The following is a 12,440-nucleotide window of genomic DNA, read 5'->3' on the forward strand; positions in this document are numbered from 1 at the left end:
TCAGACCGCTACCACGACGATGGCGCCGATCACCAGTACGGCACCGGCAGCCATGGACGCTGCATACCAGCGCAGTTGGCCAGTCTCGCTGCGGCTCAGGGCGGTGTGACCGGCCTTGGCGGCGCGCGGGATCAAACCGATGGTCTGGTCGAGCGGGTCTTTGCGCAGTACATGGCTGATGGCCAGGTATGGCTTGACGAACAGTTTGTCGTAGATCCAGTCGAAGCCCCAGGCAGCGAACCACCAGGCCGACAGGAAGCGGCCAATGCCACTGTTGGCCACGGCGGTCACGAAGCGACGCTTGCCGAGGAACAGCAGGGCGGCCAGCAGGATACCGGCGATGGCGATGGCGCCCGAGGCGATTTCCAGGCTGTGCTTGGCAGCGCCACCGGCATGGCCAGCACTTTCTGGCAATACACCGGCCAGTGGTGGGGTGATCAGTGCGCCGACGAAGGTCGACAGGATGATCAGCACCGACAAGGGCAGCCAGTGGGAAATGCCATGGCCAGCGTGCGCTTCGGTCTTGGCTTCACCGTGGAAGGTGATGAAGATCAGGCGGAAGGTGTACAGCGAGGTCATGAACGCACCCACCAGGCCTGCGTACAGCAGGTTCTGGTTACCGCTGGCAAAGGCTTCCCAGAGGATTTCATCTTTGGAGTAGAAACCGGCGGTCACCAACGGCAGGGCGGCCAGGGCGGCACCACCGACGATGAAGCTGGCGTAGGCCAGTGGCAGTTTCTTCCACAGGCCGCCCATCTTGAAGATGTTCTGCTCGTGGTGGCAGGCAACGATCACCGCACCGGACGCGAGGAACAGCAGGGCCTTGAAGAAGGCGTGGGTCATCAGGTGGAAGATTGCCGCGTCCCAGGCGCCAACGCCCAGGGCCAGGAACATGTAGCCGATCTGGCTCATGGTCGAGTAGGCGAGGATACGCTTGATGTCGGTCTGTACCAGCGCGGCGAAGCCGGCCAGGACCAGGGTCACGCCGCCAACGATGCCGACCAGGTGCAGGATGTCCGGCGCCAGGGTGAACAGGCCGTGGGTACGGGCGATCAGGTAGACACCGGCGGTTACCATGGTTGCGGCGTGGATCAGTGCCGAAACAGGAGTAGGACCGGCCATCGCATCTGCCAGCCAGGTTTGCAGCGGCAGTTGCGCGGATTTACCCACGGCGCCGCCCAGCAGCATCAGGGTCGCCAGGGTGATCCAGAAGTCGCCGACCTGGAATTTCTGCGGTGCCAGCACCAGCAGTTCCTGGATGTTCAGCGTGCCCACCTGTTGGAACAGGATGAACAGGCCGATGGCCATGAACACGTCGCCGATACGGGTGACGATAAAGGCCTTGAGTGCCGCGTTACCGTTGTTGCGGTTGCTGTAGTAGAAACCGATCAACAGGTACGAGCACAGGCCCACGCCTTCCCAGCCGAAGTACAGGAACAACAGGTTATCGCCCAGTACCAGGAACAGCATGCTGGCGATAAACAGGTTGGTGTACGAGAAGAAGCGCGAGTAACCGGCTTCACCGCGCATGTACCAGGACGCGAACAGGTGGATCAGGAAGCCCACACCCACCACCACGCCGAGCATGGTGATCGACAGGCCGTCGACATAGAGGGCGAAGTTGGGCTTGAAGCCCTCCACCGACATCCACTGCCACAGCACCAGGGTGTAGTGGCCGCCTTCCGGCGGCGCCACGTTGAATTGCCAGATGACGTAGGCGGTCACGATGGCCGACAGGCCAATGGAACCCACGCCCACCAGGGCAGACAGGTTTTCCGACCAGCGCCCGCGAGAGAACGACAGCAGCAGGAAACCGATCAGGGGGAATACGAAAGTCAGAAAGATCATGTTCATCCGCGCATCTCACTGGCAGCGTCGATATCAAGCGTGTGGAAGCGACGATACAGTTGCAGCAGGATCGCCAGGCCAATACTGGCCTCGGCGGCTGCCAGGCTGATCACCAGGATGAACATGACTTGTCCATCCGGCTGGCCCCAACGTGCGCCGGCAACGATGAACGCGAGTGCCGCAGCGTTCATCATGATTTCCAGGCTCATCAACACGAACAGAATGTTACGGCGAACCATCAGGCCGACCAGGCCAAGGCAGAACAGGATGCCGGCAACCGCCAGACCATGCTCCAAAGGAATAGCAGGCATCGTCATTGCTCCTTGGCTTCGTTGCGGCCCAAGTGGAAGGCGGTGATGGCTGCAGCGAGCAGCAGCATCGAAGCCAGTTCGACCACCAGCAGGTACGGGCCGAACAGGCTGATGCCCACGGCCTTGGCGTCTACGGTGGTGTGGCCGATAGCCTGGCCGCTCTGGTGAGCGAACAGCACATACAGCAGCTCACCCAGCAGCAGGGCTGCCAGGATCACCGGGCCGAGCCAGATGCCGGGCTTGAGCCAGACGCGCTCCTGGGCGACCGAAGCCGGCCCCAGGTTGAGCATCATCACCACAAACACGAACAGCACCATGATGGCGCCAGCGTAGGCGATCACTTCCAGGACACCGGCGAACGGTGCGCCGAGGCTGAAAAAGGTCATGGCCACGGCGATCAACGAAATGATCAGGTAGAGCAGGGCGTGCACAGGATTGGTGTTGGTGATCACGCGAAGCGTGGACACCACTGCAATACCGGACGCGAAATAGAAAGCGAATTCCATCTTTCTTCCTTAAGGCAGCAAGCTCTTCACGTTGATCGGCTCGGCTTCGTTTTGTGCGGCGCCTTTCGGCTTACCGGCAACGGCCATACCTGCAACACGATAGAAGTTGTAATCAGGGTTTTTACCGGGACCAGAGATCAGCAGATCTTCTTTCTCGTACACCAGGTCCTGACGTTTGAACTCGGCCATCTCGAAATCCGGCGTGAGCTGGATCGCGGTGGTCGGGCAAGCTTCCTCGCAGAGGCCGCAGAAAATGCAGCGCGAGAAGTTGATGCGGAAGAAGTCCGGGTACCAGCGACCGTCTTCGGTTTCAGCTTTCTGCAGGGAGATGCAACCCACCGGGCACGCCACGGCGCACAGGTTGCAGGCTACGCAACGCTCTTCGCCATCGGGGTCGCGGGTGAGCACGATACGGCCGCGATAGCGCGGCGGCAGGTACACCGCTTCTTCCGGGTATTGCAGGGTGTCGCGTTTGCGGAAGCCATGGCCGAAAACCATCACCAGGCTTCGCAACTGGGTACCAGTACCCTTAACGATGTCGCCAATATATTTGAACATGGGTCAAATCCTCACTGAACCGCGCCGGCGGGCGTGTTCAACAACACAACGGCAGCCGTCACCAGCAAATTGATCAGGGTCAGCGGCAGGCAGAAGCGCCAGCTGAAATCCATCACCTGGTCGTATCGTGGACGCGGAATGGAAGCGCGCAGCAGGATGAACAACATGATGAAGAACGCGGTCTTGAGGAAGAACCAGAAGAACGCCAACTGCGGCAGGATGCCGAACGGACCGTGCCAGCCGCCGAAGAACAGCGTGACCAGCAGGGCCGAGATCAAGATGATGCCGATGTATTCACCAACGAAGAACATGCCCCATTTCATGCCGGCGTATTCGATGTGGTAACCGTCGGCCAGTTCCTGTTCCGCTTCCGGTTGGTCGAACGGGTGACGGTGAGTCACGGCGACGCCAGCGATGAAGAAGGTACAGAAGCCGAAGAACTGCGGAATGATGAACCACAGGTTCTGCGCCTGGTACTCGACGATGTCGCGCATGTTGAACGAGCCAACCTGCACCACGATGCCCATCAGCGCCAGGCCCATGAACACTTCGTAGGACACGGTCTGGGCCGAAGCCCGCAAGCTGCCCAGCAGGGCGAACTTGTTGTTACTGGCCCAACCGGCGAACAGCACCGCGTAGACCGACAAACCGGCCATGGCGAAGAAGAACAGCAAGCCGATGTTCAGGTCCGCCACGCCCCAGGTCGGGGTGATCGGGATGATCGCGAAGGCGATCAGCAAGGCGCTCATGGCCACGACCGGTGCCAGGGTGAAGATCACCTTGTCGGCAAACGGCGGGGTCCAGTCTTCCTTGAAGAACATTTTCAGCATGTCGGCGGCGATCTGGAACATGCCGAACGGGCCAACGCGGTTCGGACCGTAACGGTCCTGCCACCAGCCCAGCAGGCGACGTTCGACGAAGCTGAGCAGGGCGCCCGCGACGACCACGGCCAACAGGATCACGATGGCCTTGACCACCGAGATGATCACGTCGATCACTTCAGGAGTGAACCAAGTCATTGCGCTGCCTCCTGCAGACCGTCAACGGTTTTGCCGAAGATCGCCGCGGGGATGCCGGCGATGCCTTTAGGCAGTGCAACCAGGCCGGCGCCCAGCTCTTCATTGATGCGCAGCGGCAGACGCAGGGTCTGGCCGGCCACGTTCAGGCTGAGCAGCGCACCGTCGTTGACACCGAGGCGGTCGGCTTCGGATTTGGCCACGGACACGTAGGCCTCCGGGATGCGCCCTTGTACCGGTGCGGCTTTGGAAGAGTTCTCTTCGCTGCCGAACAGGTGGAAGAACGGCACAACCTGCCAGGTACCCTGGGCCGGGTTGAACGGACGCGGTACGGCAGCGAACCAGTTCAGGGAGTCACCGGTGCTTTCGATCAGGCGCGTGCCTGGGTCGCCAGCGCGGATATGACCACCGACTTCGTCCTGGAACTTGTTCCAGGCCTGCGGCGAGTTCCAGCCCGGCGACCAGGCGAACGGCACCTGCTGACGGGGCTCGGCGGAACCCGAGTAACCTTCCATGGAGAAGGCGAACGCGGTGTCCGGGTCTTGTGGGGTACGCGGTTCGTGCACGCTGATATTGGCGCGCATGGCGGTACGACCGGAGTAACGCAGCGGTTCACGGGCCAGTTTCATGCCCTTGATGCGGAACGCGGCGGATGGCGCGGCATCGATGATGCGGGCCAGTTGCGGCGTGCTGGCAGCGGTGGCAGCGGTCACGTGGTCGAGCTGGGTCCAGTCGATCGGCTGGTTCAGCAGGGTGGCGCGCAGGGCGTGCAGCCAGCGCCAGCCTTCGTGAACCAGGATGCTGGCGTCCATGTACTTCGGATCGAACACCTGGAAGAAGCGCTGGGCGCGGCCTTCCTGGCTGACCAGGGTACCGTCGCCTTCGGCGAAGGTGGCGGCTGGCAGCACCAGGTCGGCACGTTCGCTGGTGGCGGTCTTCTGGTGGTCGGCGACGATCAGGACCTTGGCAGCGTCCAGTGCAGCGTCAACCTTGGCGGCATCGGTGCGGGTGTACAGGTCGTTTTCCAGCACCACGATGGCGTCGGCACGGCCTTCGGTCACCGCTTGCAGGGCCGCGTCCAGGGACTCGCCACCGAGCATGGCCAGGCCAAGGCTGTTGGCTTCCGGTACGACCAGGCTGATGGAGCCGTTCTTGTCGCGCAGCTTCAAGGCTTTGGCGATGTTGGCAGCGGCTTCGATCAGCGCCTTGGAACCCAACGAGGTACCGGCAATGATCAATGGGCGCTTGGCGGCCAGCAGGGCGTCGGCGATGCGTTGGGCCAGGGCCACGGCTTCGCTGTCCAGGCCTTCGACGGCAGGGGCGCTGGCGTCGAGGGCGTGGGCAACGGCGAAACCGATGCGGGCCAGGTCGTCCGGTGCTGCGTGTACGCATTCTTCGGCGATGTCGTCGAGCTTGGTCTCAGCCAGGCTGGCGATAAACAGCGGGTTCAGCGCGTGCTGGCCGATGTTTTTCACCGCGGCGTCGAGCCATGGCTGTACGCGCATGGCGTCGGCCATTTCTTCGGCCTTGCCTTTCACCGATTGGCGCAGGGACAGGGCGACGCGGGCAGCGGTCTGGGTCAGGTCTTCACCGAGGACGAAAATGGCGTCGTGGTCTTCGATGTCGCGCATGTTCGGCACGGGCAGCGGGCTGTCGTTCAGCACTTGCAGGACCAGGCGGATGCGCTCCAGCTCAGCGGCTTCGATACCGCTGTAGAAGTGCTCGGCACCAACCAGTTCACGCAAGGCGAAGTTGCTTTCGAGGCTGGCGCGCGGCGAACCGATACCGACGATGTTGCGGCCGCGCAGCAGGTCGGCGGCTTTATCCAGCGCGTCGTCCAGGCTCAGCTTGGCGCCGCCGGCCAGCAGGGGTTGGCGCGGGCGGTCTTCGCGGTTGACGTAGCCATAACCGAAACGGCCACGGTCGCACAGGAAGTACTGGTTGACCGAACCGTTGAAGCGGTTTTCGATGCGACGCAGTTCGCCGTAGCGCTCGCCCGGGGAGATGTTGCAACCGCTGGAGCAGCCATGGCAGATGCTCGGGGCGAACTGCATGTCCCACTTGCGGTTATAGCGCTCGGAGTGGGTCTTGTCGGTGAACACACCGGTCGGGCAGACCTCGGTGAGGTTGCCGGAGAACTCGCTTTCGAGCACGCCGTCTTCAACGCGACCGAAGTACACGTTGTCGTGGGCGCCGAACACACCGAGGTCAGTGCCGCCGGCGTAGTCTTTATAGAAGCGCACGCAGCGATAGCAGGCGATGCAGCGGTTCATCTCGTGGGAAATGAACGGGCCGAGGTCCTGGTTCTGGTGGGTACGCTTGGTGAAGCGATAACGGCGCTCGTTGTGGCCGGTCATCACCGTCATGTCTTGCAGGTGGCAGTGACCGCCTTCCTCACAGACCGGGCAGTCGTGGGGGTGGTTGGTCATCAGCCACTCAACGACACTGGCGCGGAACGCCTTGGATTCTTCATCTTCGATGGAGATCCAGGTGTTGTCGGTGGCTGGGGTCATGCAGGACATGACGATACGACCGCGGGTGTCGTTCTCGTCGGTGTATTGCTTGACCGCACACTGGCGACAGGCACCGACGCTACCAAGTGCGGGGTGCCAGCAGAAATACGGGATGTCGAGGCCGAGTGACAGACATGCCTGTAACAGGTTGTCCGCCCCATCGACTTCGAGCGCTTTGCCGTCTACGTGGATAGTGGCCATGGTTCAAAGTTCTTCGTTGGCCCGTTGTCAGCGGGCGTGGCTAATGGAATCTTGTTATTCATGTGCATCTACACAGCCGTCAAGGCGTCAGCACATGAGAAAGCGAAGGGCACGGACCCTTCGCTTCTTTAAGCGTTACGCGCCGACTACGATCGGCCTCGCCAGAGGCGGGACGGCGGCGCTGGTAGGCGCGATGCCGGCTTCGAACTCCGAGCGGAAGTATTTGATGGCACTGCCCAATGGCTCCACGGCGCCCGGTGCGTGAGCACAGAACGTCTTGCCTGGGCCGAGGAAACCGACCAGACCCAGCAGGGTCTCGATGTCACCCTCGCGGCCTTCGCCTTTTTCCAGGGCCATCAGCAGCTTCACGCTCCACGGCAAGCCGTCGCGGCATGGGGTGCAGAAGCCGCAGGATTCGCGGGCAAAGAACTGTTCCATGTTGCGCAGCAGCGAGACCATGTTCACGGTGTTGTCCACCGCCATCGCCAGGCCAGTACCCATCCGGGTGCCCACCTTGCCGATGCCGCCGGCATACATTTGTGCGTCGAGGTGCTCAGGGAGCAGGAAACCGGTACCGGCGCCGCCTGGCTGCCAGGCTTTCAAGGTGTAGCCGTCGCGCATGCCGCCGGCGTAGTCCTCGAACAGCTCGCGTGCGGTCACGCCGAACGGCAGTTCCCACAGGCCAGGGTTCTTGACCTTGCCGGAGAAGCCCATGAGCTTGGTGCCCATGTCTTCGCTGCCTTCACGGGCCAACGATTTGTACCAGTCCACGCCGTCGGCGATGATCGCTGGCACGTTGCACAGGGTTTCGACGTTGTTCACGCACGTCGGCTTGCCCCACACGCCCACGGCGGCAGGGAAGGGCGGCTTGGAGCGCGGGTTGGCGCGGCGGCCTTCGAGGGAGTTGATCAGTGCGGTTTCTTCACCGCAGATGTAACGCCCGGCGCCGGTGTGCACGAACAGTTCGAAGTCGAAACCCGAACCGAGGATGTTCTTGCCCAGCAGGCCCGCTGCCTTGGCTTCTTCCACCGCACGGTTGAGGTGCTTGGCGGCGGTGGTGTACTCGCCACGCAGGAAGATATAGCCACGGTAGGTTTTCAGCGCGCGTGCGCTGATCAGCATGCCTTCGATCAGCAGATGGGGCAGTTGCTCCATCAGCATGCGGTCTTTCCAGGTGTTTGGCTCCATTTCATCCGCGTTGCACAGCAGGTAGCGGATGTTGATGGATTCGTCTTTTGGCATCAGGCCCCACTTAACGCCAGTGGGGAAGCCTGCACCGCCGCGACCTTTCAAGCCTGCGTCTTTCACGGTCTGGACGATATCGTCCTGGGCCATGTCGGCAAAGGCTTTGCGCGCCGCCGCGTAACCGTTCTTGGCCTGGTACTCGTCGAGCCATACCGGCTCGGCATCGTCACGCAGGCGCCAGGTCAGTGGGTGGGTTTCAGGCGAACGCTTGATCAGGTTGGCCGGGCCGAAAGATGTAAGGGTCATGGGTAGCCCTCGAGCAATTGGGTCACGCCAGCTGCCTGCACGTCACCGAATGTGTCGTCGTCGATCATCAACGCCGGCGCCTTGTCGCAGTTGCCCAGGCAGCACACTGGCAGCAGGGTGAAACGCCCGTCTGCAGTGGTCTGGCCGAGGCCGATGCCCAGTTTGGTCTGGATCGCGTCGACCACTTTCTCGTGGCCACCGATGTAGCAGACCATGCTGTCGCACACGCGAATGATGTGGCGGCCTACAGGCTGACGGAAGATCTGGCTGTAGAACGTGGCCACGCCTTCAACGTCGCTGGCAGGGATGCCGAGGATCTCGCCGATGGCGTAGAGGGCGCCATCCGGCACCCAGCCACGTTCCTTCTGGACGATCTTCAAGGCTTCGATCGACGCCGCGCGCGGGTCTTCGTAGTGATGCAGCTCGTGCTCGATGGCCGAGCGCTCGGTTTCACTGAGGGTGAAACGGTCTGTCTGGATAAGCGTGCTGTTCATGCTTAGCGGTCCACGTCGGCCATAACGAAATCGATACTACCCAGGTACGCAATCAAGTCCGCGACCATCTCGCCTTTGATCACCGAAGGGATCTGCTGCAAGTGCGGGAAGCTTGGAGTACGAATCCGGGTGCGGTAGCTCATGGTGCCGCCATCGCTCGTCAGGTAATAACTGTTGATACCCTTGGTCGCTTCAATCATCTGGAAGGATTCGTTGGCCGGCATGACCGGGCCCCACGAAACCTGCAGGAAGTGCGTGATCAGGGTTTCGATGTGCTGCAGGGTGCGCTCTTTCGGCGGCGGCGTGGTCAGCGGGTGATCCGCCTTGTACGGGCCGGCCGGCATGTTGCGCATGCACTGCTCGATGATCTTCAGGCTCTGGCGCATTTCTTCGACGCGCACGATGCAACGGTCGTAGGCATCGCCGTTGGCCGCCAGCGGTACTTCGAACTCGAAGTTCTCGTAGCCGGAGTACGGGCGCGCCTTACGCAGGTCGAAATCGCAGCCGGTGGAACGCAGGCCGGCACCGGTGATGCCCCATTCCAGGGCCTCTTTGGTGTTGTAGGCGGCGACGCCGATGGTACGACCCTTGAGGATGCTGTTGTCCAGCGCGGCCTTTTGGTACTCGTCCAGGCGCTTGGGCATCCAGTCGATGAATTCCTTGACCAGGCGCTCCCAGCCATTCGGCAGGTCGTGGGCCACGCCGCCGATGCGATACCAGGCCGGGTGCAGGCGGAAACCGGTGATGGCTTCGATGACCTTGTAGGCGCGCTGACGGTCGGTGAAGGTGAAGAACACCGGGGTCATGGCGCCGACGTCCTGGATATAGGTGCCCAGGAACAGCAGGTGGCTGGTGATGCGGAAGAATTCGGCCATCATGATGCGGATGGTGTCGACGCGGTCCGGCACCTTGATGCCGGCCAGCTTCTCGACCGAGAGCACGTACGGCAGGTTGTTCATCACGCCGCCGAGGTAGTCGATACGGTCGGTGTACGGGATGAAGCTGTGCCACGACTGGCGCTCGGCCATCTTCTCGGCACCACGGTGGTGGTAGCCGATGTCCGGCACGCAGTCGACGATTTCTTCGCCGTCCAGTTGCAGGATGATACGGAAGGCACCGTGAGCCGAAGGGTGGTTCGGGCCCAGGTTGAGGAACATGTAGTCCTCGTTGGTACCGGAGCGTTTCATGCCCCAGTCTTCCGGACGGAAGCGTGCGGCCTCTTCTTCAAGCTGTTGCTTGGCGAGGTTGAGGCTGAACGGGTCGAATTCGGTGGCGCGGGCAGGGAAGTCCTTGCGCAGCGGGTGACCTTCCCAGGTTGGCGGCATCATGATGCGCGTCAGGTGCGGGTGGCCCGGGAAGTCGATACCGAACATGTCCCAGACTTCACGCTCGTACCAGCTGGCGTTCGGCCAGATACCGGTGACGGTCGGGACGCTCAGGTCGCCTTCGGACAACGCGACCTTGATCATCACGTCGCTGTTACGTTCGATCGACATCAGGTGGTAGAACACGGTGAAGTCGGCGCCGCTCGGCAGCCCTTGACGCTTGGTGCGCAGACGCTCGTCCACGCCATGCAGGTCATAGAGCATGACGTACGGCTTGGGCAGGTTACGCAGGAAGGTCAGGACTTCGACGAGCTTGGCGCGCGCCACCCACAGCACCGGCATACCGGTGCGCGTGGCCTGGGCGGTGAAGGCGTCAGGGCCAAAACGGTTATTGAGTTCGACGACCACATCCTGGTCGTCTGCCTTATAAGGCGGGATGTACAGAGCGCTGCCTGTAGTCATGGTTTTTTTATCGCTTTCGGTCAACGTAAAGAATGAAGCCAGGTTTTCGTTCTATAAAAGAAGCGGGGCTGGATCAGACTTCGTCGGGGCTGCGCAGGTTGGTCACTGCGATTCGCTGTTCGCGGCGCTCTTCCTTTTGCGAAGGCATCTCGGCGCGGTAAACGCCTTGATCGCCGACGACCCAGGAAAGCGGGCGACGCTCCTTGCCAATCGATTCCTGCAACAGCATCAAGCCTTGCAAGAACGCTTCAGGGCGGGGCGGGCAGCCAGGCACGTAGACGTCCACGGGCAGGAACTTGTCCACCCCTTGGACAACGGAGTAGATGTCGTACATGCCACCGGAGTTGGCGCACGAACCCATGGAGATAACCCACTTCGGCTCGAGCATTTGCTCGTAGAGACGCTGGATGATCGGTGCCATCTTGATGAAGCAGGTGCCGGCGATAACCATGAAATCCGCCTGGCGCGGTGATGCCCGGATAACTTCGGCGCCGAAGCGTGCGATGTCGTGGGGCGCCGTGAAGGCAGTGGTCATTTCCACGTAGCAGCAGGACAGGCCGAAGTTGTACGGCCACAGGGAGTTTTTACGCCCCCAGTTGACCGCGCCACTCAGCACGTCTTCCAGCTTGCCCATGTAGATGTTTTTGTGGACTTGATCTTCTAACGGATCGGAGACGGTTTCCCGTTCGCCGATAGGGTACTGATCGTTAGGAGCATCCGGGTCGATCCTGGTGAGATTGTATTGCATCGCCAAAGCCTCATTGTTTCAGCTTCGCTTGCCGCTTACGACGAGCTTCCGGTGCCCAGTCAAGGGCGCCCACTCGGAATAGGTAGACAAGGCCTGCCAACAGAATTGCTATGAAAACGAGAGCTTCGACGAATCCGGTCCAGCCGCTTTCGCGGACGGACACAGACCAGGCAAAGAGAAAGAGGGCTTCGATATCGAAGATCACGAACAGCATCGCGACCAGATAGAATTTGGCTGAGAGCCGCAAGCGGGCGCCACCTGTAGGTAGCATGCCGGACTCGAACGGTTCGTTTTTGCTGCGGCCCCAGGCTTTTGACCCGAGGAGGCTGGAGACGCCAAGCATGAAGGCGCAAAGGCCGACAACACCGAGAAGGAAAATGGCAAAGCCCCAGTTGTGGGCCATGAGTCCTGTCGCTTCGGTCATGCTGGAAGTCCTTAACAGAGAGCAAGGGTCTCTGAGCTTAAAAAAGTAACGATGCAGTGACGATATGTCGCACTGCAATCAATCGCGGTGATTTTATGGCTAAACACCGGGCAAGTAAAATTCCTATAGCGAAATTATTCGATGGAATAAGGACATAGTGCACCTCGATGGGGCTGCAACCCTTGTGTGGTGGGCATTAGCGGGCATTTAATCAAATGTGTTTTGTTTAAGCTGTAACGAAGTTTTCATGCGCCAAATGATAATGAATATTGTTTGCGTGGGGTTTAAGCGAATGTTTCGCGTGTGGCGGGGGAAGTTGTCGTTACTTGCTTGATTGCGGCTTAGTTGTTGACGGGGATCTTTTAACCGATCTGCTCGGAGGGAATACCGCTCTGGATCAATGTTTTGCGCAAAATCTTTCATGCTGAACGCATTTCCCCTGTGGGAGCGGGCTTGCTCGCGAATGCGGTGTGTCAGTCACCGATGTGCTGATTGGCCCTCCGCATTCGCGAGCAAGCCCGCTCCCACAGTTTTGATCTTCAT

The 12,440-nt window shown here is 60.9% G+C and carries 11 protein-coding genes; all 11 read right to left on the minus strand.

Annotation, left to right across the window (positions count from 1 at the left end; genetic code table 11):
* Window positions 1-1,854 (minus strand): NADH-quinone oxidoreductase subunit L, encoded by a 1,854-nt coding sequence (gene nuoL / locus DBR46_RS21830; protein WP_124527868.1) that lies wholly within the window; start codon window positions 1,852-1,854, stop codon window positions 1-3.
* A complete protein-coding gene (gene nuoK, locus DBR46_RS21835) occupies window positions 1,851-2,159 on the minus strand; it encodes an NADH-quinone oxidoreductase subunit NuoK (RefSeq protein WP_003174727.1) in 309 nt (102 codons plus the stop codon). Before nuoK ends, nuoL begins: the two co-directional genes overlap by 4 nt.
* A gap of 2 nt (window positions 2,160-2,161) precedes the next feature.
* Window positions 2,162-2,665 carry an NADH-quinone oxidoreductase subunit J gene (gene nuoJ, locus DBR46_RS21840; protein WP_003219561.1) on the minus strand — a complete coding sequence of 168 codons (504 nt, stop codon included), beginning with the start codon at window positions 2,663-2,665 and terminating at the stop codon, window positions 2,162-2,164.
* Between the two features lie 9 nt (window positions 2,666-2,674).
* Complete coding sequence (gene nuoI / locus DBR46_RS21845) at window positions 2,675-3,223, minus strand: NADH-quinone oxidoreductase subunit NuoI (protein ID WP_003174725.1); 549 nt, start codon at window positions 3,221-3,223, stop codon at window positions 2,675-2,677.
* 11 nt (window positions 3,224-3,234) lie between these two features.
* Complete coding sequence (gene nuoH, locus DBR46_RS21850; RefSeq protein ID WP_017737147.1) at window positions 3,235-4,242, minus strand: NADH-quinone oxidoreductase subunit NuoH; 1,008 nt, start codon at window positions 4,240-4,242, stop codon at window positions 3,235-3,237.
* Window positions 4,239-6,953, minus strand: a complete 2,715-nt coding sequence (gene nuoG, locus DBR46_RS21855) for an NADH-quinone oxidoreductase subunit NuoG (RefSeq protein ID WP_124527869.1) — start codon at window positions 6,951-6,953, stop codon at window positions 4,239-4,241. Before nuoG ends, nuoH begins: the two co-directional genes overlap by 4 nt.
* Window positions 6,954-7,088: 135 nt before the next feature.
* Window positions 7,089-8,444: an NADH-quinone oxidoreductase subunit NuoF gene (nuoF, locus tag DBR46_RS21860; RefSeq protein WP_105698604.1), complete on the minus strand. Its 1,356-nt coding sequence runs from the start codon at window positions 8,442-8,444 to the stop codon at window positions 7,089-7,091.
* The gene (nuoE, locus tag DBR46_RS21865; RefSeq protein ID WP_017737149.1) at window positions 8,441-8,938 is read right to left on the minus strand and encodes an NADH-quinone oxidoreductase subunit NuoE; all 498 of its coding nucleotides are present in this window, start codon (window positions 8,936-8,938) and stop codon (window positions 8,441-8,443) included. The genes nuoF and nuoE overlap by 4 nt, the downstream gene beginning before the upstream one ends.
* 2 nt (window positions 8,939-8,940) lie before the next feature.
* Entirely contained in the window at window positions 8,941-10,725 is a 1,785-nt protein-coding gene (gene nuoC / locus DBR46_RS21870) for an NADH-quinone oxidoreductase subunit C/D (protein WP_124527870.1), read from the minus strand.
* Between the two features lie 73 nt (window positions 10,726-10,798).
* Window positions 10,799-11,473 carry an NADH-quinone oxidoreductase subunit B family protein gene (locus tag DBR46_RS21875; RefSeq protein ID WP_016975544.1) on the minus strand — a complete coding sequence of 225 codons (675 nt, stop codon included), beginning with the start codon at window positions 11,471-11,473 and terminating at the stop codon, window positions 10,799-10,801.
* Window positions 11,474-11,483: 10 nt separating this feature from the next.
* Entirely contained in the window at window positions 11,484-11,897 is a 414-nt protein-coding gene (locus DBR46_RS21880) for an NADH-quinone oxidoreductase subunit A (RefSeq protein ID WP_003219575.1), read from the minus strand.
* Window positions 11,898-12,440 lie beyond the last annotated feature (543 nt).

Source organism: Pseudomonas sp. KBW05, assembly GCF_003852405.1.
Classification (GTDB): domain Bacteria; phylum Pseudomonadota; class Gammaproteobacteria; order Pseudomonadales; family Pseudomonadaceae; genus Aquipseudomonas.